This is a genomic window from Vreelandella massiliensis, assembly GCF_900155385.1.
Classification (GTDB): Bacteria; Pseudomonadota; Gammaproteobacteria; order Pseudomonadales; family Halomonadaceae; genus Vreelandella; species Vreelandella massiliensis.
Window position 1 is genome coordinate 510,545 of the sequence record NZ_LT699745.1, and the last position, 23,920, is coordinate 534,464.

General features: G+C 61.8%; 20 protein-coding genes and 1 pseudogene. 6 read left to right on the forward strand and 15 right to left on the reverse strand.

Features of this window, described 5'->3' with window-relative positions:
• Positions 1-63: 63 nt before the first annotated feature.
• The 4 genes from urtA to BQ9846_RS06935 all read right to left on the reverse strand — a co-directional run bounded on the left by urtA (position 64) and on the right by BQ9846_RS06935 (position 4,487).
• Positions 64-1,314, reverse strand: coding sequence for an urea ABC transporter substrate-binding protein (urtA, locus tag BQ9846_RS06915; protein ID WP_235818975.1), 1,251 nt, complete (start codon positions 1,312-1,314; stop codon positions 64-66).
• Between the two features lie 510 nt (positions 1,315-1,824).
• Positions 1,825-2,595, reverse strand: coding sequence for an ABC transporter permease (locus BQ9846_RS06925; protein WP_075880164.1), 771 nt, complete (start codon positions 2,593-2,595; stop codon positions 1,825-1,827).
• A gap of 39 nt (positions 2,596-2,634) precedes the next feature.
• Positions 2,635-3,414, reverse strand: coding sequence for an ABC transporter ATP-binding protein (locus tag BQ9846_RS06930; protein ID WP_075880166.1), 780 nt, complete (start codon positions 3,412-3,414; stop codon positions 2,635-2,637).
• Between the two features lie 2 nt (positions 3,415-3,416).
• Positions 3,417-4,487, reverse strand: a complete 1,071-nt coding sequence (locus tag BQ9846_RS06935) for an ABC transporter substrate-binding protein (protein WP_083651508.1) — start codon at positions 4,485-4,487, stop codon at positions 3,417-3,419.
• Between the two features lie 337 nt (positions 4,488-4,824).
• On the opposite strand from BQ9846_RS06935, the gene BQ9846_RS06940 reads away from it, so the two are divergent.
• Positions 4,825-6,384: a BCCT family transporter gene (locus BQ9846_RS06940; RefSeq protein ID WP_075881683.1), complete on the forward strand. Its 1,560-nt coding sequence runs from the start codon at positions 4,825-4,827 to the stop codon at positions 6,382-6,384.
• Between the two features lie 16 nt (positions 6,385-6,400).
• On the opposite strand, the gene BQ9846_RS06945 is transcribed toward BQ9846_RS06940, so the two are convergent.
• The 3 genes from BQ9846_RS06945 to puuE form a co-directional block, all read right to left on the reverse strand.
• The gene (locus BQ9846_RS06945) at positions 6,401-6,895 is read right to left on the reverse strand and encodes an ureidoglycolate lyase (RefSeq protein WP_075880168.1); all 495 of its coding nucleotides are present in this window, start codon (positions 6,893-6,895) and stop codon (positions 6,401-6,403) included.
• Between the two features lie 140 nt (positions 6,896-7,035).
• Positions 7,036-7,860: a bifunctional allantoicase/(S)-ureidoglycine aminohydrolase gene (locus BQ9846_RS06950; RefSeq protein WP_075880170.1), complete on the reverse strand. Its 825-nt coding sequence runs from the start codon at positions 7,858-7,860 to the stop codon at positions 7,036-7,038.
• A gap of 12 nt (positions 7,861-7,872) precedes the next feature.
• Positions 7,873-8,811, reverse strand: coding sequence for an allantoinase PuuE (gene puuE / locus BQ9846_RS06955; protein WP_075880172.1), 939 nt, complete (start codon positions 8,809-8,811; stop codon positions 7,873-7,875).
• 362 nt (positions 8,812-9,173) lie between these two features.
• On the opposite strand from puuE, the gene BQ9846_RS06960 reads away from it, so the two are divergent.
• Both BQ9846_RS06960 and BQ9846_RS06965 read left to right on the forward strand, forming a co-directional pair.
• The gene (locus BQ9846_RS06960; protein ID WP_075880174.1) at positions 9,174-11,657 is read left to right on the forward strand and encodes an NAD-dependent epimerase/dehydratase family protein; all 2,484 of its coding nucleotides are present in this window, start codon (positions 9,174-9,176) and stop codon (positions 11,655-11,657) included.
• A gap of 7 nt (positions 11,658-11,664) precedes the next feature.
• On the forward strand, positions 11,665-12,282 hold the full coding sequence (locus BQ9846_RS06965; RefSeq protein ID WP_075880176.1) for a rhomboid family intramembrane serine protease: 618 nt from the start codon (positions 11,665-11,667) through the stop codon (positions 12,280-12,282).
• An 18-nt stretch (positions 12,283-12,300) separates the two neighbouring features.
• Here the strand turns inward: BQ9846_RS06965 and BQ9846_RS06970 are convergent, their stop codons facing one another.
• The 3 genes from BQ9846_RS06970 to uraH are packed head-to-tail and all read right to left on the reverse strand — an operon-like array spanning position 12,301 to position 14,676.
• Positions 12,301-13,086: a GntR family transcriptional regulator gene (locus tag BQ9846_RS06970; RefSeq protein ID WP_083651509.1), complete on the reverse strand. Its 786-nt coding sequence runs from the start codon at positions 13,084-13,086 to the stop codon at positions 12,301-12,303.
• Between the two features lie 5 nt (positions 13,087-13,091).
• Positions 13,092-14,291 (reverse strand): urate hydroxylase PuuD, encoded by a 1,200-nt coding sequence (locus BQ9846_RS06975; protein ID WP_075880178.1) that lies wholly within the window; start codon positions 14,289-14,291, stop codon positions 13,092-13,094.
• A gap of 31 nt (positions 14,292-14,322) precedes the next feature.
• Positions 14,323-14,676, reverse strand: coding sequence for a hydroxyisourate hydrolase (uraH, locus tag BQ9846_RS06980; protein WP_075880180.1), 354 nt, complete (start codon positions 14,674-14,676; stop codon positions 14,323-14,325).
• Positions 14,677-14,810: 134 nt separating this feature from the next.
• On the opposite strand from uraH, the gene uraD reads away from it, so the two are divergent.
• Positions 14,811-15,350, forward strand: a complete 540-nt coding sequence (gene uraD / locus BQ9846_RS06985) for a 2-oxo-4-hydroxy-4-carboxy-5-ureidoimidazoline decarboxylase (protein WP_075880182.1) — start codon at positions 14,811-14,813, stop codon at positions 15,348-15,350.
• 149 nt (positions 15,351-15,499) lie between these two features.
• Entirely contained in the window at positions 15,500-16,888 is a 1,389-nt protein-coding gene (locus tag BQ9846_RS06990) for a uracil-xanthine permease family protein (protein WP_075880184.1), read from the forward strand.
• 48 nt (positions 16,889-16,936) lie between these two features.
• Here BQ9846_RS06990 and guaD read toward each other — a convergent pair whose 3' ends face one another.
• The 5 genes and pseudogenes from guaD to xdhA all read right to left on the reverse strand — a co-directional run bounded on the left by guaD (position 16,937) and on the right by xdhA (position 23,104).
• A complete protein-coding gene (guaD, locus tag BQ9846_RS06995; RefSeq protein WP_075880186.1) occupies positions 16,937-18,283 on the reverse strand; it encodes a guanine deaminase in 1,347 nt (448 codons plus the stop codon).
• Between the two features lie 4 nt (positions 18,284-18,287).
• Positions 18,288-19,190: a xanthine dehydrogenase accessory protein XdhC gene (xdhC, locus tag BQ9846_RS07000; protein ID WP_075880188.1), complete on the reverse strand. Its 903-nt coding sequence runs from the start codon at positions 19,188-19,190 to the stop codon at positions 18,288-18,290.
• Positions 19,187-20,482 carry a molybdopterin cofactor-binding domain-containing protein gene (locus BQ9846_RS17235; protein ID WP_422821891.1) on the reverse strand — a complete coding sequence of 432 codons (1,296 nt, stop codon included), beginning with the start codon at positions 20,480-20,482 and terminating at the stop codon, positions 19,187-19,189. Before BQ9846_RS17235 ends, xdhC begins: the two co-directional genes overlap by 4 nt.
• Positions 20,462-21,648 (reverse strand): annotated as a pseudogene (locus tag BQ9846_RS17240) (molybdopterin cofactor-binding domain-containing protein); the annotation flags it as partial. The pseudogene BQ9846_RS17240 and the gene BQ9846_RS17235, both read right to left, overlap by 21 nt.
• Entirely contained in the window at positions 21,632-23,104 is a 1,473-nt protein-coding gene (gene xdhA / locus BQ9846_RS07010) for a xanthine dehydrogenase small subunit (protein WP_075880190.1), read from the reverse strand. The pseudogene BQ9846_RS17240 and the gene xdhA, both read right to left, overlap by 17 nt.
• 100 nt (positions 23,105-23,204) lie before the next feature.
• Between xdhA and BQ9846_RS07015 the strand changes: the two genes are divergently transcribed.
• Positions 23,205-23,864 carry a TetR/AcrR family transcriptional regulator gene (locus BQ9846_RS07015; protein ID WP_075880192.1) on the forward strand — a complete coding sequence of 220 codons (660 nt, stop codon included), beginning with the start codon at positions 23,205-23,207 and terminating at the stop codon, positions 23,862-23,864.
• Positions 23,865-23,920 lie beyond the last annotated feature (56 nt).

Below are 23,920 nucleotides of genomic sequence, written 5' to 3' on the forward strand. Positions count from 1 at the left end.
GCCCATGGCGGCCCGTCAGGGTGATGGCACCGCGTGACGACGTGCCATCAAAAGGCGTTGCGGTTACTCGCTTGCGGTTTGACCGCCGCAGCTGCCCTCGACGACGTTGTAGTTGCCGCACTCCATCGGCTTGCGCCAGTCGCTGATCAAATCCCGCGAGCCTTCCAGGTAGTCTGACCACGCATCCCCGGCCACGGTGGAGGGCGTCTGCCAAACGATGGAGAACTGGCCGTTATCCTGAATCTCGCCGATCAACACCGGCTTGGTGATGTGGTGGTTCGGCATCATCGCCGCGTAGCCACCGGTGAGGTTGGGTACCGTCACACCGATAATGGCGTCCTTGACCGCGTCGACATCGGTGGTCTCGGCCTTGCGCACCGCTTCGGCCCACATATTAAAGCCGATGTAGTGCGCCTCCATGGGGTCGTTGGTCACCGCCATCTCATCGCCGGTATGCTCAATCCAGGCATCGATGAAGTCGTAGTTGGCATCGGTATCGACGCTCATGAAGTAGTTCCACGCCGCCAGGTGGCCCACCAGCGGGCCGGTGTCGATACCGGAGAGCTCCTGCTCGCCCACCGAGAACGCCACCACCGGGATATCCGCGGCGTTGACGCCCTGGTTACCCAGCTCGCGGTAGAAGGGCACGTTGGCATCGCCGTTGATGGTCGACACCACGGCGGTCTTTTTACCCTCGCTGCCAAACTGCTTGATCTCGGAGACGATGTTCTGCCAATCGGAGTGACCGAAAGGCGTGTAGTTGATCATGATGTCGTCGTCGCTGACGCCATGACTTTTAAGATAAGCATCGAGGATCTTGTTGGTGGTACGCGGGTAGACGTAATCGGTCCCGGCCAGCACCCAGCGCTCGACGCCGACTTCATTCATCAGGTAATCCACGGCGGGAATCGCCTGCTGGTTGGGCGCCGCGCCGGTGTAGAAGACGTTCTCCGACGACTCCTCCCCCTCATACTGCACCGGGTAAAAGAGCAGGCCGTTGAGTTCCTCGACCACCGGCAGCACCGACTTGCGCGACACCGAGGTCCAGTTGCCAAAGATCACGTCGACCTCCTCCTGGGCCAGCAGCTCGCGCGCCTTTTCGGCGAACAGCGGCCAGTTGGAGGCGGGGTCGACGACGACGGCTTCCAACTCGCGACCCAGCAGGCCGCCCTCGGCGTTCTGCTGATCGATCAGCATCTCGACGGTGTCCTTGAGCACCGTTTCGCTGATCGCCATGGTGCCGGAGAGCGAGTGAAGAATACCGACTTTGATCGGGTCATCGTCTTGCGCGAATGCTTGGCCGCTTGCGCCCATTACCGCACTCGCCAGCACCGCCGTGGCCACGCCTTTGGAAAGCGCGTTTTTAAGCAAGGCGGGTTGAGAAGCGTTTGTGGAATGAGAAGAAGCATTTTTGAACGTCGTCATGGAAGACCCCCTGCGCCCTGATACCGGGCTTTTTGTGTGGGTGGTGAATCCGCTAAGCGGAAACCGTCACTAGCCCATAGGCTCTGCAAGGTGCGCGCCACTTTCCCGCAAAACACTATTTATTTTTTAAATTCAAAAACATGGGAAAACAAAAAACGCTAGCTCCCCCCTCCCCTGTACTTCCTCCAGCGTTATCGCGCCCTGTGACAAAGCACCCCACTGCACCAGCGTTAAGCACTGCACCAAAACAGCAACGCCCGCTTGATAGCGGGCGTTGTGGTTAGCAAGTCTCACTGTGGAAGAGTGGTCTTCGACAAGCTCAGACCGAACGAGGAGGTCAGGCTGGACGGGTAACACGATCACCCTGAGCTTGTCGAAGGGGTATATCCACATGCTGCCTTAGCGGTCCTGGCCGCGATGCGCCCAGGCGGTCATGCGCTTTTCCAGCAGCGCGAAGAGTTCGTACATCACCATCGCCATGGCGCTGATCACGATCAGTCCGGCAAACACCAGCCCCATGCGCATCTGTGAGCCGGCGCTCATCATCAAATAGCCAATGCCCTGATTGGAGGCGACGGTTTCCGATACCACCGTGCCCACGAAGGCCAGGGTGATCGCGACTTTTAACGAGGCAAAGAAGTAAGGCAGCGAGCGCGGCAGGCCAATTTTGAGCAGCACATCCAGGCGCCGGGCGCCGAGCACGCGCAGCACGTCCTCCATCTCGGGTTCGAGCGTGGCGAGCCCCGTCGCCACGTTGACGACGATGGGGAAAAAGCAGATCAAAAACGCCGTCAGAATGGCGGGAACCGAGCCAATGCCGAACCAGACCACCAAGATCGGCACGAAAGCGACTTTGGGGATCGCATTAAACCCCACGAGTAGCGGATAACAGGCGTTATACAAAAAGCGCGACGAGCCGATGATAAACCCAAGCCCCAGCCCAACGGCGACCCCAAGGGCAAACCCCACCAGCGTGGTCCAGAAGGTTTGCCAGGAGTGCATGCCGATGGGCCCGGCGTAGGTGACAAGTGCGGTGGCGGTATCCAACGCGCTGGGGAAAATAAAGCTCGGCACATTAAAAAGCCGTACCGTGACTTCCCAGATCAGCGTCAATACCGCCACCGCGATCCACGGCGCCAGGCGCTCGATCGTTTGGCGAGTAACATTCATAGTGAAGCTCTAGTTTGTCTACATTCAAGTGGTGTGAATTCAGCTGCTGCGGATTTCACCGATCTGGGCACGCAGATCGTGCACCAGGTCGATAAAGGGTTTGTCGTAGGTGATGTCCAGCGCGCGGGGGCGAGGCAGGTCAATCTCACGCCGCTCAACCACTCGCCCGGGGCGGCGACTCATGACGTAGACGGTGTCGGCGAGAAACGCCGCTTCGCGCAAATCGTGGGTCACCAGCACCACGGTAAAGCGCTGCGCCTCCCACAGGTCGCGCAGCACGCACCAAAGCTCCTCACGGGTGAAGGCATCCAAGGCGCCAAACGGCTCGTCGAGCATCAAAAGGCGGGGTTGATGGATCAGCGCGCGGCAGATGGAGGCACGCTGCTGCATGCCACCGGAGAGCTGCCACGGATACTGATCTTCGTAGTCGGCCAGGCCCACGGTTTTCAATAGCTCGCGCGCCCAGCCCACAAACTCCTCACGACGTTTGCGAAACTGATGCCGGTAAGGTTTGACGATTTCCAGCGGCAACAAGACGTTATCCAGGGTCGTGCGCCACGGCAGCAGGTTGGCGTTTTGAAACGCCATGCCGGAGATTTTCAGCGGCTCGGTCACCGCCACCCCATCCACCTGAATCGACCCCGCCGTGGGCGCGTGAAGGCCCGTGCAGAGCTTCATAAAGGTGGATTTACCGCAGCCCGACGGCCCCACGAAGGCGACAAACTCGCCTTCGTGGATATCCAGGTTAATGTCTTCAATGGCATTACCCGAGTCGTCGTAGGCCAGACTGACATGATCGAAGGCAACAAACGCCGACATCGTTATTCACCCCCTGCCGGCAGCAGCATGCGCTCCTCGCGCGGCGGCAGATAACGCGAATCAAAGACTTGGCCGGGTGATGGCAGAGTGGGCAAGTCATAGGCATCGGCCACGAGCTGAATGGCCTCACGTAGGCGCTGCTCATCGACACCCCCCACGCCATACTCGCGGGCATCCGGAGTATCCACCACGCTATCGAGCGCAAGCTTCAAGCGGCGGGTTTCCATCTCGACATCGATCAGCGCATCGCGATTTTTCACGTACTCAATCGCGGCATCGGGATCCTCCAGGGTTTCGCTCAGGGCACGGTTGAAGGCGCGCAAAAAGCCGCGCACCGCTTCAGGGTTCTCTTCGGCAAAGGCTTCGCTTGAGATAATCGCGTTGCCGTAGAGCGGCACGCCGTACTCGGGGAACGGCATGATCGTCAGGTCGTCTTGCCCCATGCCGCGCTCTTCAAGGTTCAGAAGACTGGTGAAGTAAAAGCCCGTGATCGCATCCACATCGCCCCGGGTCAGCAGGGTTTCGCGTAGGGTCGGGTCGACGTTTTGCCACTCCACGGCGTCGGGGTCTAGATCGTTGGCGGCGGCAAAGATGCCCCAGGCGCGATAACCGGTATCGAAGGTGGGCGCGGCAATGGTTTTGCCGGCAAGATCGGCAGGGGTTTCAATACCGCTATCTTTCCGGGAGAAAACCGCCGCGGGCGTGCCGTCGTAGACGCTATATACCCCGGTGATACCGGGCCCGTCGGGGTTTTCGGCCAAGAACTCGATCAGGGCATTCAGATCGCCAAAGCCCATTTCATAGGCGCCGGAGGCCACCCGGTTGATGGCCCCCGCCGAGCCGCTGCCGGAGTCGATCTGGACATCCAATCCCTCCTCGGCAAAGTAGCCGCGCTCGACTGCCATCAAAAAGGGCGCTGAGGGGCCTTCAAAGCGCCAGTCCAATTGAAAGCGGATATCGGTTTCCTGCGCGTGACTCGCCGTTGCCCCCAGCGCCATGGCCATGACCACACCGCCTAACCCTAGCCGGTTCATGCGCTGCTTGATCGGTGCCGCTTTTACCTTCGTATTCATGCTTAACCCTCTTTGTATACAATCAACACAAAGGGATAATGCACAAAAGCGGCCAACATAAAATAAAGTCTTACTTATCAGTATATTGCTGTAAATATATAGTGCGATGTCTGTTTATCTCAAAACGCTGTGCACCAATCGTAAGCAGAGGGGAACTTGAGATGCACCACACCGCACCCATTCGACCTTTGTCTATAAAAATGCTACTGTCCTCGGCGTTTTGTCCTGGCGCCATTCACTCAATGGCGCTTTTTTTATGCCGCTTTTCCAGCGGCTTTGCCCTGAGCGTCTTACACGCATTCCAACCCACACGCTTTTCAATACAACGGTGTATCCCATGCCCCACTCCCCTGACGGCGCCACCAAGCCGCGCGGGCTTCGCGCCTTAGGCGACCCTATCGTGCTGATCTTGAGTATCGGCTTTATTGCGGCCTTTGTTCTGCTATCGCTGTTCGATATTAACCTGGTGGCTGACAGCATCAGCACAGGCTTTGCCTGGACGGCGATCACCCTGGGCACTTACTTTCAGCTATTGCTGCTCGCCACGTTTTTTATCGCCATTGGCCTTGCCATGACACCCGCGGCAAACGCCAAAATCGGCAACCTGGACGCGCCCGAAATGAGCACGTTCAAGTGGTTATCGATCATTTTGTGCACGCTGCTTGCCGGTGGCGGGGTGTTCTTTGCCGCAGGCGAGCCGGTGTATCACTTCGTGGTCACACCGCCCGCCTTTGATACCCAAGCCGGCACACCGGCGGCCGTTTCCGGCGCATTGGCGCAATCGTTTATGCACTGGGGCTTTTTGGCCTGGGCGGTGCTGGGCTCGCTCTCCGCCGTGGTATTGGCGCATGCACACTATGTGAAAGGCCAGCCGCTTAAGCCGCGTACGCTGCTTTACCCGGTATTGGGCCAACGCTTAATGCAGAGCCCGCTAGGCGGGGTGGTCGATGCCTGCTGCGTGATTGCGCTGGTGGCGGGCACCGTGGGCCCGATTGGCTTTTTGGCCACGCAGGTGAGTTTCGGTTTGCACGAACTGTTTGGCCTGCCGCAGGGCTACCCCATGCAGCTGGCGATTCTGGCGCTGTTGGGGGCGGTCTACGTCGCCTCTTCCATGAGCGGAGTACATCGCGGCATCCAGCTGCTGAGCCGCTTCAATGTCTTTTTGGCGCTGGCCATTGGCGCGGTGATTTTTCTGTTTGGGCCGACGCTGTTTTTGATCAACAGCTACGCGGCCGGCATGGGCACTTACGTCAGCGAGTTTTTCACCATGGCGACGCTGACCGCCGAGACGGCACCGGCGTGGTGGATGCAGTGGTGGACGGTCTTTTTCTTTGCCTGGTTTATCGGCTACGCCCCGCTGATGGCGATTTTTGTCGCGCGCATTTCGCGCGGACGCACTGTTCGGCAGATGATTCTGGCCGTTGCCGTGCTGGCGCCTATCGCCACCAGCCTGTGGTTTACCCTGCTGGGCGGCTCGGGCATTCACTACCAGCTCACCGGCGCGATTGATTTGACCGAGGCGCTGAACAACTTTCAGTTCGATGTCGCGACGTTAACGGTGGCGCAGGCGCTGCCGGGCGGGACGTGGATGGCGCTGGCGATTTTGCTGCTGACCACCATTTTTGTCGCCACCACCGGCGACTCCATGAGCTACGCCATCGCCATGGTGGGCGCCGGCCATGATAACCCCAACCCGCTGATTCGCGCGTTTTGGGGCATTGCCATGGCGCTGATGGCGGCGATTCTGCTTTACATGGGGGCCGGGCAAATTAGCGCGCTTCAGCAGTTTATCGTCATCACCGCGATACCGGTGTCGTTGATTATTCTGCCATCGCTATGGAAAGGCCCGCAGGCGGCTTACGCCATGGCCCGCGAGCAAGGGATTATCGCGAAGTGACCTATGCGGCGGCGTGTTAAACCTCGTTTAGCGTGACGCGTAGCGCGATGGGGTACTCGTCGCAGTTGGGGCCGTCGCCGCCGCGATCCACCACCAGGAACTCGCCTTCGCGCTCCAGCACCGATTGAATGGCGTGCCAGGTGCCGGCGTGGTAGTTCACCCCCTGGCGGCCATCGGTGACGAAAGCACGCACCTCGCTCGGCGGGATCTCTTCGCCGGGCGGGGCGACCACGACGATAAAGCGCTCTTCGTGCAGCGGCATAAAGGCCTGGCTGCCCAGCGGGTGACGCTCTAAAAACGTCAGCTCAAGCGGTAGCGTCACCGGCTGGCTAACAAAGATATTGATCAGGGTGCGGGCGTTTTCGCCAAGCGTTTCCACCCTGGCAAGGTCGTGGTGGCGCTGGGTGCGCCCGGCGTTGATGGGAAACGACGTTGAGGTACGCGCGTCGATCACATCGCCAAAGGGCGCGAAGGCCTCAGCCGTTAACGGCTCGGCGTTTAGTTCTAGCATGGTTGTCCCCTTCAATAGAGTCCGCTTCAGGCACTGACACCGGTCATCCCGGCCACTCACACCGGTCATCCCGAGCTTGTCGAGGGAGGCCCTTCGACAAGCTCAAGACCCTTCGACAGGCTCAGGGTGAGCGGAAGTGTTTACAGCCGCAGGGCGGCGTGGCGGTTGACATCTTTATACAGCAAGTAGCGAAACGGCCCTGGACCGCCGGCATAGCAGGCCTGCGGGCAGAAGGCGCGCAGCCACATGAAATCCCCCGCTTCGACCTCCACCCACTGCTGGTTTAAGTGATACACCGCCTTGCCTTCGAGCACGTAAAGACCGTGCTCCATCACGTGGGTTTCATCGAAGGGAATCACGCCACCCGGCTGGAAGGTGACGATATTGACGTGCATGTCGTGGCGCACATCCGTCGGGTCGACAAAGCGCGTGGTCGCCCAACGCCCCTCGGTGCCGGGCATCTCGATGGGAGCAACGTCCTGCTCGTTGGTGACAAAGGCCTCGGGCACCTCCAGCCCGTCGACAAATGCATACGCCTTGCGTACCCAGTGAAAGCGCACCGGCGCTTGCGAGGCATTGCGCACCTGCCACTGGCTCCCCGGGGGAATAAACGCATAGCCGCCCGGCGCCATCACGTGGCGCTCACCGGCAAGCGTCAGCGTTAATTCGCCCTCAACGACAAACAGCACGCCTTCGGCTTGCGGGTCGAGCTCGGGCGTGTCGCTGCCCCCGCCCGGCTGCACCTCCATGATGTACTGGGAAAACGTCTCCGCGAAGCCCGAGAGCGGCCGCGCTAATACCCACAGGCGCGTACCTTCCCAAAACGGCAGCTTGCTGGTGACGATATCCTGCATCACCCCTTTGGGGATCAGCGCATAGGCCTCGGTAAAAACGGCGCGATCCGCGGTTAACTGCGTTTGTGGCGGATGCCCACCCTGCGGGGCGTAGTAGCTGGCTTTGTTCATCTTTTATCCCTTTCAGCGGCTTCGCGCGGGGTGGTGCTCGGCCCAGTGGCGGGCGATATCGACGCGGCGCGTCACCCAGACACGGTCGAATGTCTCGATGTAATCCAGAAAGCGCTGCAGGGCGCGAAAACGCCCCGGGCGGCCGAGCAAGCGGCAGTGCATGCCCACCGAGAGTATTTTGGGGGTGTCTTCGCCTTCGGCGTAAAGCACATCGAAGGCGTCGCGCAGGTAGGTAAAGAAGTGATCGGCGGTGTTAAAGCCCTGCGGCGCGGCAAAGCGCATATCGTTGCTATCCAGCGTGTACGGCATGATTAAATGGTCGTGCTCGCGCCCTTGGCTATCTTGGGCACGGGTCCAGAACGGCAGATCGTCGCCGTAGTAGTCGCTGTCGTATAAAAAGCCGCCTTCATCCAGCAAAAGCCGCCGGGTATTGGGGCTATCGCGACCGGTGTACCAGCCTGCGGGCTTCTCACCGTAGAGGCGCTGGAAAATCTCCAGCGCTTTTTGCAGGTGCTCGCGCTCCACCGCTTCGGGCACTTCCTGGTAATGAATCCAACGATAGCCGTGGCAGGCCACCTCGTGACCCAACTCCTTAAAGGCGTGCGCCACATCGGGGTGGCGCTCCAACGCCATGGCCACGCCGAAAACGGTGAGCGGCAAGCCACGGCGCTCAAACTCGCGCAGAATCCGCCACACGCCCACCCGCGAGCCGTACTCGTAGATCGACTCCATGCTCAGGTGGCGGTCAGGGAAGGCCGGCGCGCCGATGATCTCGGAGAGAAACTGCTCCGAGCCCGCATCGCCGTGGAGCACACTGTTTTCCGCGCCCTCTTCGTAATTAAGCACAAACTGCACGGCGATGCGCGCCCTGCCCGGCCAGTTGGCCTGCGGCGGCGTACGGCCGTAGCCAATGAGGTCACGAGGGTAGGACGAGAAAGATGGGGAAGACATCGGGCAGCTCCTGCGGAAATATACGCTATCGGCTGGTTGTATAAGACAACCATGCAAGCATATCGTATACAAAAAAATGGTAGCGTTCTACTCGCAAGCATCTTATGGGCGACTTTACGCCGGCTTGTAACAGCAAATGGCTTTTTTACCCCGACACGACACTAGAATAATTGTATACAAACCTTTAGTGCCGATAACTCCATTCTGTTTTTGCACTCCCCCTCTCGCTGTCAGCGTGCTATCCACCGGAGTAGGAAAGGAGGCGCTCATTTGCCCTATTGCCGCTTTGCCGACTAGCTTTGTGTAAACGGATTGGCCTTTAACGGCTGGAATTATCACATGTCGGCAAGAGGTTCTCGATCATGCAGGACAACGAGCAGCAGTCACGTAAGGAGAAGCCGATTGTGGTGATTACGGGGGCCGCCGGGGACATCGGTACGGCCCTCACGCGCACGCTCGGCCGCGATTACCGCATCATCGGCCTGGACATGAATAAGGCCGAGAAAGCGGACGATAGCTTTGAGTTCGACCTCACCTCGCTGGATTCCGTCAAGGACGTCTGCCGAACCATTGCCGAGAAGCATGGCAGCAAAATTGCGGCGGTGGTCCACCTGGCTGCCTACTTCGACTTCACAGGCGAGCATTCACCGCTCTACGATAAGGTGAATGTCGAAGGCACCAAGAACCTGCTTGAGGCGCTGAAGGAGCTTGAGGTCGAGCGTTTTATTTACTCCAGCACCATGCTGGTTCACGCGCCGCAAGAACCCGGCAAGCGCGTCAGCGAGGAGACGCCCATCGGCCCGACCTGGGCCTATCCCGAGTCCAAGGCCGAGACCGAGGCGGTCATCAAAGAGCACGCCGGCAACATGCCTTACACGCTGCTGCGCCTGGCCGGTATGTACGACGAGAAAAACGCGATTCCCACCCTCTCGCACCAGATCGCGCGTATTTACGAACAGACCCTGAAGAGCCACTTCTACTCCGGCTACACCGGCGCCGGCCAGGCCTGCGTGCACAAAAAAGACATGATTGACGCCTTTCGCCGGGCCATTGAGCGCCGCCGCGAGCTGCCCAAGGAGAACGCTATCCTGGTCGGCGAGCCACACTGCCTGAGCTACAAGGCCTTGCAGAACCGCCTGGGTGAGCTGATTCACGGCAAGGAGAAGTGGGAAACCTTGATCGCGCCTAAGCTCGTGGCCAAAGCCGGCGCCGCGGTCGAGGAGAAGAGCGAGCCGCTAGTACCCGACGACTTCGACAAGGATGAGAAGCCCTTTATTCGGCCCTTCATGATCGATATGGCCGACGACCACTACGAGCTCGATATCAATAGAGCCCGTAAGCAGCTAGGCTGGGAGCCGCGCCACGAGCTGTACGACTCCCTTGAGGATATCGTCGCGAACCTACTGGATGACCCCAAAGGCTGGTACGCCGCCAACGGTATCACCCCACCTGACTGGGTGGAGAGGGCCGACGAAAAAGGCCACAACCCCGAGCAAGTACGCCAACGCCACCACGACACCGTCATCCGCCAGCACCACTCTTTCCTGTGGGCTCACTTTCTCACCATTGCCCTGGGTTTCTGGCTTCTTGCGTCACCGGCCACCCTGGGTTACGACAACCCGGGAATGATCTATAGCGACACCCTTTCCGGGGTACTACTGGCCATCTTCGGCGGACTGTCGCTCTCTTTTCATCAGCGCTGGGCGCGATTTGGCTCCGCAGCAGTGGGGCTTTGGCTACTGTTCGCGCCGTTGGTGTTCTTAAGCGAAAGTGCCGCGGCCTATCTCAACGGTACCCTGATCGGTGCCCTTGCCATCGGCTTTTCCGCCCTGGCGCTCCCCACGCCCGGCATCTCGCCGGTGGCGGAGACCACCGGACCCACCACACCGCCGGGCTGGAACAACAACCCGTCGAGCTGGTTTCAGCGCATGCCGATTATCATTCTGGCGTTTATCGGCTTCTTTATCTCCCGCTACCTCGCGGCCTATCAGCTGGGCCACATTGATGCCGTGTGGGACCCTTTCTTCGGCGGCACGCGTACGGGGCTTAACGGTACCGAGGACATCATTACATCCAAGGTATCCGAAGCCTGGCCGATTCCCGACGCGGGTCTGGGCGGCATTATCTACCTACTTGAGATCCTGCTCGGCCTTCTGGGCAGCACCCGGCGCTGGCGTACCATGCCGTGGGTAGTAGCCTCCTTTGGCGTGCTGATCGTGCCACTTGGCGTGGTCTCGGTGACCTTCATCATTATTCAGCCCATCGTGATCGGCACGCTCTGCACCCTCTGCCTGATTCAGGCCGGCGCCATGCTGCTGCAGATCGCTTATGCCTTCAATGAGCTTGTCGCCACCGGTGAGTTTCTCAAGCGCCGCCACAAGGCCGGTGCGCCGGTACTCAAGATCTTCTTCACCGGCGATACCGACGAAGGGGAAAGCGAGACGCGCAAGGATGACTTCCAGCGCTCCCCCATCGCCATTGCCCGGGATATCATCACCACTGGGGTCAACCTACCCTGGAACCTGGCGCTCTGCATCGTTATTGGCATCTGGCTGATGTCCACCCGGCTGACCCTGGGGGCCGAGGGCACCATGGCCGATTGGGATCACCTGATTGGCGCGCTGATGATCACTGTCTCGCTTATCGCCATGGCGGAATCGGCGCGCCCGGTGCGCTGGCTGCTGATCCCCTTGGGCAGCATGCTGTTCCTGACCCCTTTCCTGCATGGCGCCGGCGTCCTTGCCCTTTTGGCAAGCCTGGTCTGCGGGGCGGCGGTCATTGCCCTAAGCCTGCGTCGCGGCCCCATCCAAGGGCGCTACGGCAGCTGGGATCGGCTGATCGTCTGAGGCCTACATGCTCAACCTAAGCCAGACGCCTATTACCCTGCTGCTGCTGGCGATCAACACGCTGGTGAGCCTTTTTGTGTTGATGCGCCGGCCGGCCCTTCTCGACTACCTGAGCCTGGTGCCTTGGCGGGTACTGCGCAACGGCGAGCTTCACCGGTTGATCACGGCCGGGTTCGTGCATGTCAATGGCACGCACCTGCTGGTTAATATGATCACCCTCTACTTCTTCGGCCCCTGGATGGAGGTTACCCTGGGCTCGGCGAGCTTTCTGCTGCTCTACTTCGGTGCCGAGCTCGCGGCTCACGGTTTCTCCCTGGTGATTCACCGGCGCAATCCGCGCTATGCGGCCGTGGGCGCCTCGGGGGCCATCAGCGGGGTGCTCTTCGCCTTCTGCCTCTATGAACCCTTCCGGCTGCTGTTTTTGTTCTTCGTGATACCCATTCCGGCCATCGTCTTTGCCATCGGGTTTGTGATTATTTCGCTCATGGCCATGCGTCGACAGGCGGGCCAGGTCGGCGGGTTCGCCCACGAGGCCCACCTAGGCGGCGCTTTTGGGGGCGTGGTGATCGCCATTGTGCTTGACCCGGCGGTGCTGCCGGGCCTGCTGCAGAAGCTGGCTGGCTAAGCGCGCCGGATGGCGGCGTCAGGCCCCGAAAATCTGGTGCAGGTCCGGGGTGCTGTCATCCTTCTCCACGATCGATAGCGACGCTTCTATCGCCTTGAGGTGGCGGCCCATAAACGCTTCGGCCCGTTCGGCGTCGCCTTGTTCGAGAAAGCCGATTAGGTTGTCGTGGTCGTGGGACTCGCACCCCAAATGGCCCCGATGGCCGTAGACCGCCATGATCAGCGACGAGCGCGAGCAGAGCTGCTCAACGAACGCCGCCAGCGTCGCGTTCCCCGACAGCCGCGCCAGTTGAATATGGAAGTCCGCCGAGAGCTTGATCGCCGTGCTGCGCTCACCGCTGCGTAGCGCTTCCCGTTCCTGGCGGGCCATATCGCGCAGCGCGGCCGCTTCTTTCGATGTCATGCGGCGGGCGACGTCGGGCATGAGCCCGCACTCCACCAGCTGGCGGGCGTCGAACACATCCTTGGCCTCATCCGCCGTGGGGCGCGTCACGCTCGCGCCGCGCCGGGGGGTTAGCGTGACCAGCTGCTCCAGCGCCAAGCGCTGAAGAATCTTGCGTATACCGGTGCGGCTAATACCGAACACCTCGGCCAGGGCGTCTTCGCGCAGCCGCGCGCCGGGTTTCAGGCGCTGCTCGATAATGGCGTCGCTCACCGCCCGATAAATCGACTCGTGGCGCGCTTCGCCTGGTTTTTTACCGGCTGGCTTTTTACCCACTGGGTTTTTACCGACCGGGGCTTTATCCGCGTCGAGTTTGTCTACATCGTTTTTGTCTACACCGGGTGCTGCCTGCACATCGCTCATTCCTATCACTCCTCCCAGGCTGCGATGATATCGCGCTCCTCAGCGGTCATGTTAGTGATATTGCCCAGCGGCATATAGTGGTTGCCCACGACCTGCTGGATGGTCTCGCGCTGCTGCGCGATCGCTTCCCAGCTTTCAAAGGCATAGCCCGCGGGAGGCGCGCTGAACGCAGCATGCTCGGGGTCGCGGGCGTGACACTGCACGCAGTGCTGCGCGATGATCGCGCTCACCTGCTCACGCCCCGGGGCTTCACTCTCCGCTGAGGCGGGGCCGGAGGCGCTGGGCGCGCCGACCACGAATGCCAGCACAATCAACGCGGCACCGGCCACCAGGTAGAGCGGTTTGTTGTGGCCTGCGTGCATGAGCACGAAAAACTGGCGAATCACCGCTCCGGCGAAGATGAGCAGCGCCATGACCACCCACGCAAGTTCATGGGAGTAGAGGAACGAGTAGTGGTTACTGATCATCAACAGCACCACCGGCAGCGTGAAGTAGGTGTTGTGCACCGAACGCTGCTTGCCGCGTTTGCCGTCCAGCGGGTTGGGCGTCTCGCCCGCCTGCATCGCGTTCACCATGCGCCGCTGCCCGGGAATGATCCAGAAGAAGACGTTGGCCGACATCGCCGTGGCCATCACCGCGCCGGTGAGCAGAAACGCCGCGCGCCCGGTAAACATCTGGGTGCTCAGATACGCCACCACGACCATCATGACCGCCACGGCGACACTTAGCAGGCCATCACGCTCCATGTTGGGGCTAATGCGCTTGCACAGCTCGTTGTAAACCACCCAGCCGCCGAGCAGAAACGCCAGCGCCAGCAGGTTGGCCTGCCAGCCGTCGAGATCCGCCGCCCACGCCCAGGGGCTATTGGCGTTCACCAGGTAAAAGTCGGGGCTTGCCATGTACAGCACCACGAACAGGGCAAAACCGGTCAGCCAGGTGGTGTAAGCCTTCCAGAACGACCAGTGCAGATCACCGGGCAGTTTGGCCGGCGCGGTGGTGTATTTCTGATTGTGGTAAAAACCGCCGCCGTGGACAGCCCACATTTCACCGAACACGCCCTTTTCGCGGTCCTCCGCGGCTTTGGGTGTTCGCAGGCTGTTATCCAGCATCACGAAGTAGATCGATTCGCCAATCCAGGCAATGGCCGCAATGACGTGCAGCCAGCGCAGCAGCAAATTGACGACATCAACGATATAGCCGTACATGGCGCTCTCCCTTTACGCGTCGTTAACGGCGTTAGCTGCCGCGATAGGTGGTGTAGCCGTAAGGCGAGAGCAGCAGCGGCACGTGGTAATGCTGGCTTTCATCGGCGACGCCAAAGCGCAGCGGAATCACATTCAAAAAGCGCGGCTCCGACGCTTCCTGCTGCTGGCGGCGCAGGTAGTCGCCGGCGTGAAAGACCAGCTCGTACTCCCCTACCGTAAACGCCTCGCCCTCAAGCAGCGGGGCATCGCAGCGGCCGTCGTCATTGGTGGTCACGCTTGCTAGGTGATCGCGCTGCGTGCCTGACAGGCGATACACATCAATGATGATGCCCTGGCCGGGGCGGCCCTGGGCGGTATCCAGTACGTGGGTGGTTAAGCGTCCCATCTTGCCTCCTTAATGAGCATTGGCGGTGAGGTTGAGCGAGACCCGCTGAGCGTTATTCGTCAGTTGAGAGTACCTTCCGTCGTTTTTATTGTATACAGTATTGAAATCAAAACCCACACAATACGGGAGAAAGCATGTCGACCCCTACGCCTCGCTCCGTTCTTGAACCCCGCCCCAGCGCGCTCGATGTAGACGCCTTCGTGGCCCATTACGGTGATATTTACGAGCACTCCCCCTGGGTGGCCGAAGCCGCCTGGCGACAAGGGTTAACCCCGGCGCACGACACCCCCGACGCCCTTGCCGAGCTAATGGGAGAGATGCTTAAACAGGCCAGCAGCGACGAGCAGATTGCGGTGATTCGCGCCCACCCGGATTTGGCCGGCAAAGCGGCTCTCGCGGGAGAGCTCACCTCCGATTCAACGCGTGAGCAAGCCGGCGCGGGGCTGGATCAGTGCACGCCCGAGGAGTTCGCGCGCTTTGAGCGCCTGAACAAAACGTACAAAGATAAATTTGGCTTTCCCTTTGTCATCGCCGTGAAAGGCTTGGACCGCCACGCTATTTTGCGCGCCTTTGAAGCGCGCATCGATAACGACTTAGCGACCGAGCGGCGCACGGCCATCGAGCAGATTAACCGTATCGGCAAGTTGCGCCTGCGCGACCGCCTGACGCGCTAGCCGTGTGTAACGTTTGCCGGCGGGAGGACTGACCGCGCGAACCTTCCACCAAAGTGGTGATTGAAATTTATTCCTGTATACAATCTTATGTGTATATGGATGCAATAAATCACCCTTGAAAGGCCAACAACATACACAAAAGGCTCGCTATGTCTCATCCCCCCGATCAACCCGCTCGCCCGTCACGGACGATTAACCAAGACCCTAACGCGATGCCGCCGCTCTCCAAGGCGGTACCGTTAGGGCTGCAGCACATCATGGCCATGTTCGCCGGCAACGTGACGCCGCCGATCATCATTGCCGGCGTCATCGGTGCCGGCACGGGCGAGCAGATTTTCCTTATTCAGGTGGCGCTGTTTGTCGCGGGTATCGCCACGCTGGTGCAAACCATCGGCGTAGGGCCAGTCGGCGCGCGCCTGCCCATTGTCCAGGGCACCAGCTTCGGCTTTCTGCCGGTGGCCCTGCCGCTGGCGGGATCTTTTGGGCTGGCGGCGGTACTCGGCGCATCGTTCATTGCGGGCTTGTTGCAGGTCGTTTTAGGCACGTTTCTGAAAAAGATTCGCCACTGGTTTTCGCCGGTGGTGACGGGGATCGTCGTGCTGCTGATCGGTATTACGTTAATGCCGGTAGGGATTAACTACGCCGCGGGCGGCGTGGGCGCCGATGATTTCGCCTCCCCCACCAATCTCGGGCTGGCGCTCTTTGTGCTGGTGGTCACGATCGTGGTACACCAATTCGGGCGTGGCTTTCTAAAAGCGTCCTCCGTCCTCATAGGGCTGGTCAGCGGTTACCTGGTCGCGATTGCCATGGGCTTGGTGGACTTTTCCAGCGTCACCGACGCGGCCTGGTTTGCCTTTCCCAAGCCGTTGCAGTATGGCATGGAGTTTCATCTGACCGCGATCATCGGCATGACGTTGATTATGTTTGTCGTCGGCCTGGAAACCATCGGCAATATTTCGGCGATCACAATGGGCGGCGCCGGGCGCCACGCCAAGGATCGCGAGCTATCGGGGGGCGTCATGGCGGATGGGGTGGCTACCTCCTTTGCCGCGCTATTCAATACCCTGCCCAATACCGCCTACGCGCAGAATGTCGGGCTCATTACCCTAACCGGGGTGGTCAGCCGCCACGTGGTCACCATTGGCGGCATCTTATTGATCTGCATGGGGCTATTTCCCAAGCTAGGCGGGTTAGTCGCCGCGATGCCACCGGCCGTACTGGGCGGCGCGGGGGTCGTCATGTTTGGCATGATCGCCTCGGCAGGCTTGAAGATCATTCAGGAGTGCGAGCTGGACCAACGCGCCATGCTGATTATCGCCGTGGCCATGAGCTTGGGCATTGGCCTGCCCGCGGTCGAGGCCATCGCCGAGACCATGCCCGGCCAGGTGGGCTTGCTGTTGAAATCGGGTCTGGTGCCGGCGGCCTTGGCCGCACTTCTGCTTGATGCGGTACTGCCGGGCAAACCCAACCGCCGCGACCGGCTGGAACAAGAGCAGGCGGTGGAACAGGCAAAAGCAGAGGCGAAGGCCCAGGAGTGACGGCCAGCCTGGCGGTGATAGAGTCACCGCCAGGCGTGGACGCGCTCGCTATGAATCGTCACGCCGGTGCTGGCAGCGGCCGTTGGCCCAGGTCTCATAGATGGCGCGGTCGTCGCCGAGCATCATCAGCGCAAACATGCGCTCAGCAAGCGTCTGACAGCGCGCCGTGCGCCGCGCGAGTAGCGGCGTCGCGGCCAGGTCCAGCACCACGAAATCCGCTTCCATCCCCTCGGCCAGCCGGCCGATATGGCCCGCGAGCGAAAGCGCCTGGGCGTTGCCCAGCGTCAGCGCGTAAAAGCCCTGCCAGGCGGTCAGCGCCTCGCCGCGCAGCTGGCCCACCTGGTAGGCGGCCTTGAGCGTTGCCAATCCCGAAAGGTCCGTCCCCGCGCCGATGTCGCTGGCCATACTCACGTTCATGCCGGCCTCCCGGGCGGCGCGGCGGTCGAACAGGCCGCTGCCGAGAAACATATTGGAGCTGGGGCAGAAGGCGATATTGGCACCGCGCTCGGCCAGGCGCGTGCGCATGCCATCATCCAGATGGATGCCGTGGGCAAAGGTGCTGCGCGGGCCGACCAGGCCGGACTGCTCGTAGACATGCAGATAGTCGCGGCTCTCCGGGAACAGTTCAGCCACCCAGGCGATCTCGCCGGTGTTCTCGGCCAGGTGGGTCTGCAACCACAGGCTCGGGTCGCTGCGCAAAAGCCCACCGGCGGCGTCGAGCTGCGCCCGGGTGGAGGTCGGGGCGAAGCGCGGCGTAACGCTATACCCCAGGCGGCCCTTGCCGTGCCAGTCGGCGATCAGGCGCTCGCTATCGCGGATACCACCAAGGGTGTCGTCGGTGAGCGCCTCGGGAGCGTGGCGATCCATCAGCACCTTGCCGGCGAGCATGCGAAGCTCGCGGCGCTGACTGGCGGCAAAGAAGGCGTCCATCGACCCCGGGTGGCTGGAGCCAAACACTTGCGCCGTGGTGGTGCCCACGCGCAAAAGCTCCTCAAGAAACGCCTCAGCCATTGTCTCGGCGTGCTCGCGCGAGGCGAAGCGGCACTCTTCAGGAAAGGTGTAATCGTTGAGCCAGTCGAGTAGCTGCCGCCCGAAGGAGGCCATGATCTCCAGCTGCACGTAGTGCACATGGCTATCGATAAAGCCGGGCATGATGAGCTTGCCGCGATGGTCGATGATCTCGATGCCGTCGGGCAGTTGCGCCGCGAGGTGCTCGAACTCCTCCACCGCGCGAATGTGGCCGTTTTCGAGCCACAGCGCACCGTCGGTTAAGTGGCGCACGCTGCCCGGCAGCGGGGTATCGCCATCGCCGGGGTCGGCATCAAAACTTAGCAGTTCGGCGCGCAGCACAAAGGCGCCGCCGCGGGAGTCGGTAATAGCATCAGTCGCGGTCATAGTGTCAGGTATCATCAGGATGAACAGAAGGGGTGGAAAACAGCGGCTTTAGCGCCTCACGACTCAAGCCGCGCTGCTCACCGCGCACGGGAGTTGTCGCCAGCGGCAACAGCTCGGCGACGGTGGCGAGCGCAATGGCGTAGGGGGTTTTATCGCCGCCCTTGGTTTTATCAATGTTGCTTTTATCAACGTTTGAGCCACTCGCCATCCCCAACGGGCAGCGCACCTTGGCCAGCGCTGCCTCGTCGTGGCCTTCGCGTGAAAGCCAGGCGCGAAAGCTCGCCCACTTGCTCTGCGAGCCAATCAAACCGAGGGAGGCGCAATTGCCGCGCGCGAGCAGCGCGCTGACCAGCGCGCGATCTTCGCTATGGTCATGGGTCATCACCAGCGCATGGGCGCCAGAAGGCAGCGTGGCAACGGCGCTTTTCACCTCAACCACAGCGTGGCAGCTTAAACGCGGCTGCTCGCCGGCCCAGCTGGGGAAAGCGCCCTCGCGGCTATCAAACCATAGCATGCGCCAGCCCAGCGGTGCGGCAAGCTGCACGACGTTGCGCCCGACATGGCCGGCGCCAAAGAGCGCCAGCGTCGTGCCGCTACCCGGAAAGACCTCAAGCAGTACGTTGACGAATCCGCCACAGCACTGGCCGCTACGCCCGCCGAGCGAAAACGCCTCCAGGGACATGCCTGCCTCGCCCGCGGCGAGCTTTTCCCGGGCGGCGGCGATGGTCTGCCACTCAAAGGTCCCGCCTCCTAGGGTATCGAACACGGCGTCCGCGGTGATCACCATGCGCGCGCCCGGCTCCCGGGGCGTGGAGCCCGCGCTGGTCACTTGGGTGGCGAGCACATGGGGCAAGCCTTCGCGCTGCAGCCGGTGGAGCGCGGCGTGCCAGGTATCAGCGGCGTTCAAGGTGCCTCCCGGGCACGCAGCGCTTCGGCGGCCAGCAGCACGCGCTCGGGGGTCGCCGGGGTATCCAGGCGCGGTGAGATGCGGTACTCCTTGAGGCTTGCCAGGGCATCGCGCAGCGCCGACCACACCGAGATGGCCAGCATGAACGGCGGCTCGCCCACCGCTTTGGAGCGGTAGATGCTCGCCATCGAGTTGGGGTGGCCCTCCATCAGCGCGACGTTAAACACCGGCGGCAGATCGCCAAAGGTGGGGATTTTATAGGTCGCGGGGCCGGTGGACATAAGCTGCCCGGCGTCGTTCCACTTGAGCTCCTCGCTGGTCAGCCAACCCATGCCCTGGATAAAGCCGCCCTCGACCTGGCCGATATCGATGGCCGGGTTCAGTGAGTCGCCCACGTCGTGAAGGATATCCACGCGCGTCACCTGGTACTCGCCGCTTAAGGTATCGACGCTGACCTCCGAGACCGCCGCACCGAAAGCGTAGTAGTAGAACGGATTGCCCTGGCCAACGCTGCGATCGTAGTGGATCAGCGGCGTGGCGTAGAAGCCCTTCTCCGAGAGCGAAACGCGGCCAAAGTAGGCCGTCTGAATCAGCTCACCCCACGGGATGCGCTGCTCGCTCTCACCCCAACCGGCGATCAGATGGCCCGCTTCCAAGCGCATAGCGTCAACGTCCGCAGCGTAATGTTCGGCGGCGAAATCAAAAAGGCGCGCCTTGAGCTTCACGCAGGCATCGCGCGCTGCTTGGCCGTTCAAGTCCGCCCCACTAGAGGCGGCGGTGGGCGAGGTATTGGGCACCTTATCGGTACGCGTGGCGCTAATGCGCACCGCGCTGAGGTCAAGGCCCAGCTCGCGGGCCACCACCTGGATGATTTTGGTGTGCAGCCCCTGCCCCATTTCGGTGCCGCCGTGGTTGATCATCACGCTGCCGTCGGTGTAAACGTGCAGCAGAGCGCCGGCTTGATTGAGGTGCTTGGCGGTGAACGAGATACCAAACTTCACCGGCGTCAGTGCCAGGCCCTTTTTAATCACGCGGCTTTGCGCGTTGAAAGCGCTGATCGCCTCACGGCGTGCCCAGTAGTCGCTGCTGGTTTCCAACTGCTCGACCAGCGTATGCAGCAGATCGGTCTGATCCACCGACTGGCCATAGTGGGTGATATTGCGCTGGCTGATACGGTTTTGGCGTTGCGTCGGCGAGGCATCTTTGCGGTAGAGGTTGCGCTTGCGCACCGTGAGCGGGTCTTCGCCCAGACGCCTGGCAATATCATCCATCGCCGCTTCGATCGCCATCATGCCCTGCGGGCCGCCGAAGCCACGAAAGGCGGTATTCGAGGCGGTATGGGTGCGCGCGCGATGGCCCGTCACCCGCGCCGCGCCCAGCGAGTAGGCGTTATCGCTGTGGAACATGGCACGGTCAACGATGGCGTCGGAAAGATCCGGCGAGTAGCCGCAATCGCCGATCACGGTGATCTCGCCGCCCTGAATCACGCCGCTGTCATCCACGCCCAGCCGGTAGCGGTTGTGGAAGGGGTGGCGCTTGCCGGTGGCGCGCATATCCTCGCTACGCGGCAGGCGCACGCGCGCAGCGCGACCGGTGCGGCGGCAGACCAGAAGCCGCCGCCCATGCGGCGCACCTCCACGGTGACCGCGTGCAGCGGGATGCCCAGCACTTCGGCGACGAGCTTCTGGGTCTCGCTGGGGTGCTGGTTGGAGGTGTGAACCACCACGCCTTCGTCCTCGGTGGGCGTGACCAGGCAGGCCTGACCTTCCAGATAGAAGTGCTCCTGGCCGCCGACAAACTGCTCGCCTTCGATCACATGCGCGGCATCGGTCAGCGCCTGCTCCCAGTCGCCGCGCTGCTGCACATGGGTAGGGCGCACCAATTCGCCGCGCTCGGTGGCGGCCACCGGGTCGAGGCTGGGTGCCTGGGCATCCACCTTGACCATGCCGGCGTCGAAAGCGGCCTTGACGGCCTCGCGTGCGGCGCGCTGGCTCTCGGCGGCCACGGCAAACAGCACCTGCCCGGCGTAGCTGATCTCGGACTCAACGAAAATCGGGTCGCCGGGAAATACCGGGCCGATATCGGTGTGCCCCGGCACGTCATCAACGCCGACGGCATCGACCACGCCGGGCAGCAAGCGAATGCGGGCCAGATCCAGCTCCGTGAGCCGGCCGTGGGCGACTTTCGAGAGCCCCAGGGCAATATGTAGCGTATCGGCCGGCGCCTTGAGATCATCGATATAGGCGGCGCGGCCGGTAACGTGCTTCACCGCGCTCTCGTGAGCCTGCGCATGTTGCTGTGAAGGCTGTTGAACGTGGCGCAGCGGCGCGTTATGGACGGTATCCCGCGCCAGCGGACCATCGCCCTTGATGCGCCCCTTCTGCTCTTCGCGGGCGGCGGCGGAGTCGGCGCTCACATCGGGGCCGCGCTCTTGGTTTAGCTTAGTGAGCGTACGCATTGAGCATGACCTCCTCGGCTGAGTCGCAGTCGACCACCACGCGGCGCAGGCGTTCGAGTAAATTAGCGGCGGCCAGGCGGCGATAATCGGCGCTGCCGCGCACGTCGCTCATGGGCGTGAACGCCTCCAGCAGCGCCGAGCGGGCCGCGGTGAAAGTCGCCTCCGTGGGAGGCTGCCCTTCCAGGGCGGACTCGGCGATATAAGCACGCTTAGGGATGGCCGCCATGCCGCCGAAGGCCAGACGCACCTCGCGTAACACGCCGCCCTCTAGGCGCCAGTGAAAGGCCCCCAAAAGCGCGGAGATATCGTCCTCGCGGCGCTTAGAAATTTTCCATACCTTGAGCACATGCTCGGGTTTCGGCGCGGGCAAAAAGATCGCTCGAATCACCTCGCCTTCGCCCAGGGCGGTTTTCTTGTAATCGAGGAAGAAGTCGTCCAACGCCAGCTCGCGCTCGCCCTCGGGGCCGGCCAGCAACAGCCGTGCCTCAAGCGCAAGCAGCACCGGCGGGGTGTCGCCGATCGGCGAGGCGTTGGCGACATTGCCCCCAAGCGTGCCGCGGTTGCGGATCTGCGCCGAGCCCAAGCGGTGGAGCAGGTGGGCAAACGCAGGGAAGTGCTCATCCAAAAGCGGCGTCAAACGCGTGTAGGTCACCGCCGCGCCAACCCACCAGCCTTCGCGCCCATCGTCGAGCGTGGCGGCCTCGATACGGGACAGCTCATCAACGCGGGTAACGTCGATCACGTGCTCATAGCGCGCCAGGTTCTGGGTGACATCCAGCCACAGATCGGTGCCCCCGGCCACCAAGGGGGCGTCAGGGTGGCGCTTGCGCGCGGTGAGCAGCGCGGCCAAGGTAGTGGGCTGAAGAAAGCGTTCGTCAGGTGGTGTACTATCTGCTTCCCCTGCATCCGTCTGCACCGCACTTGCCATCGCAGGCGCCTCAAACCACCACGCCTCGCGCGGCGCCGGATGCTCGCCCATGGTAAGGGCGGCGTCGCGGATTGGCCGGTAGCCGGTGCAGCGGCATAGGTTGCCGCCGAGCGCGGCTTCCAGGCGCTCGGGTGTAAGCGGCGCGGGGGTCTCGGACTGCGCCTCGTGGAGGGTGAACAGCGACATCACAATCCCCGGCGTACAGAAGCCACACTGGCTACCGTGGCAGGCCACCATCGCCGCCTGTGCCGGATGCAGGCTATCGCCGTCGGCGAGCCCTTCGACCGTCACCAGATGGCGGCCTTGCAGTTGATGGGCGGGCATGATGCAGGCGTTGGCACTATGGTAGTGCATTTTTCCCGCCTCATCGGCTTCACCGACCGCGACGGTGCAAGCACCGCAGTCGCCGGAGGCGCAGCCCTCCTTGGTGCCCGTCTGGCCGAGCGTGTCGCGCAAGAGTTCGAGCACGCTGGTATCGGGCGTGGCCGCCACACTGCGCGGCTGGCCGTTAAGCAGGAAGTCGATCATGGCATTAACTCACATGTTGACCAAATGGTCAGGAAGATACCCAAGCATGGGTCAGTCCGTATGACAATGCAAGTCGCGGGCCACCATTTCAGGAGCCGGTATGACGCAACCCCCTTTGGCCGCTAAGGCGCCTGCGAAACGTAACGAGGCCACACGGGCGCGCAACGAGCACATAATCCTCGCCGCCGCCGAGCCCATTTTTGCCCGCCACGGCTATCGCGGCGCGAGCGTGCAGGCGATCGCCGAGGCGGCGGGGCTACCCAAATCCAACGTGCTCTACTACATGGGCAGCAAGAAAGCGCTCTATGTGCGCCTGCTGGCGCGGATGATGCAGCGCTGGAACGCACTGCTTGATGACATTTCGGTGGAGGATAACCCCGCGGACGTGATCACGGCGTTCATTCGCCGCAAGATGCAGCTCTCGCTTCGCCACCCTGAGGGGTCACGGCTCTTTGCCGCGGAGATTCTCGGCGGCGCGCCCTTTCTACAGGAGTATCTGCGCGGGGAGCTGCGCGACTGGGTCGAGAGCCGCGCGCGGATCTTCGAGCAGTGGGCCGAACGCGGCCTGATGGACCCGGTGAATCCGGTCTGGCTGATTTTTCTGATCTGGTCATCGACCCAGCACTACGCCGACTTTGAAGCCCAGGTGCTCGGCATCACCGGCAAAGCCACCCTCAGCGACGACGATATCGAAGAGATCACCGCCTTTCTTACCCGCATCGTACTGAAAGGCTGCGGAGTGCGGGAGAAAACAATATAAGGAGCCAGTGTTTTGCCGCCCCCCGGTGACTATGCTGTAATACATTGTAGTCACCA

What these genes read in the sequence shown, in the direction of transcription:
- urtA (WP_235818975.1), bottom strand. Translation starts at nt 1,314, where the DNA reads ATGGGCGCAAGCGGCCAAGCATTCGCGCAAGACGATGACCCGATCAAA.
- BQ9846_RS06925 (WP_075880164.1), bottom strand. Translation starts at nt 2,595, where the DNA reads ATGAATGTTACTCGCCAAACGATCGAGCGCCTGGCGCCGTGGATCGCG.
- BQ9846_RS06930 (WP_075880166.1), bottom strand. Translation starts at nt 3,414, where the DNA reads ATGTCGGCGTTTGTTGCCTTCGATCATGTCAGTCTGGCCTACGACGAC.
- BQ9846_RS06935 (WP_083651508.1), bottom strand. Translation starts at nt 4,487, where the DNA reads ATGAATACGAAGGTAAAAGCGGCACCGATCAAGCAGCGCATGAACCGG.
- BQ9846_RS06940 (WP_075881683.1), top strand. Translation starts at nt 4,825, where the DNA reads ATGCCCCACTCCCCTGACGGCGCCACCAAGCCGCGCGGGCTTCGCGCC.
- BQ9846_RS06945 (WP_075880168.1), bottom strand. Translation starts at nt 6,895, where the DNA reads ATGCTAGAACTAAACGCCGAGCCGTTAACGGCTGAGGCCTTCGCGCCC.
- BQ9846_RS06950 (WP_075880170.1), bottom strand. Translation starts at nt 7,860, where the DNA reads ATGAACAAAGCCAGCTACTACGCCCCGCAGGGTGGGCATCCGCCACAA.
- puuE (WP_075880172.1), bottom strand. Translation starts at nt 8,811, where the DNA reads ATGTCTTCCCCATCTTTCTCGTCCTACCCTCGTGACCTCATTGGCTAC.
- BQ9846_RS06960 (WP_075880174.1), top strand. Translation starts at nt 9,174, where the DNA reads ATGCAGGACAACGAGCAGCAGTCACGTAAGGAGAAGCCGATTGTGGTG.
- BQ9846_RS06965 (WP_075880176.1), top strand. Translation starts at nt 11,665, where the DNA reads ATGCTCAACCTAAGCCAGACGCCTATTACCCTGCTGCTGCTGGCGATC.
- BQ9846_RS06970 (WP_083651509.1), bottom strand. Translation starts at nt 13,086, where the DNA reads ATGAGCGATGTGCAGGCAGCACCCGGTGTAGACAAAAACGATGTAGAC.
- BQ9846_RS06975 (WP_075880178.1), bottom strand. Translation starts at nt 14,291, where the DNA reads ATGTACGGCTATATCGTTGATGTCGTCAATTTGCTGCTGCGCTGGCTG.
- uraH (WP_075880180.1), bottom strand. Translation starts at nt 14,676, where the DNA reads ATGGGACGCTTAACCACCCACGTACTGGATACCGCCCAGGGCCGCCCC.
- uraD (WP_075880182.1), top strand. Translation starts at nt 14,811, where the DNA reads ATGTCGACCCCTACGCCTCGCTCCGTTCTTGAACCCCGCCCCAGCGCG.
- BQ9846_RS06990 (WP_075880184.1), top strand. Translation starts at nt 15,500, where the DNA reads ATGTCTCATCCCCCCGATCAACCCGCTCGCCCGTCACGGACGATTAAC.
- guaD (WP_075880186.1), bottom strand. Translation starts at nt 18,283, where the DNA reads ATGACCGCGACTGATGCTATTACCGACTCCCGCGGCGGCGCCTTTGTG.
- BQ9846_RS17235 (WP_422821891.1), bottom strand. Translation starts at nt 20,482, where the DNA reads ATGATGGCGATCGAAGCGGCGATGGATGATATTGCCAGGCGTCTGGGC.
- xdhA (WP_075880190.1), bottom strand. Translation starts at nt 23,104, where the DNA reads ATGATCGACTTCCTGCTTAACGGCCAGCCGCGCAGTGTGGCGGCCACG.
- BQ9846_RS07015 (WP_075880192.1), top strand. Translation starts at nt 23,205, where the DNA reads ATGACGCAACCCCCTTTGGCCGCTAAGGCGCCTGCGAAACGTAACGAG.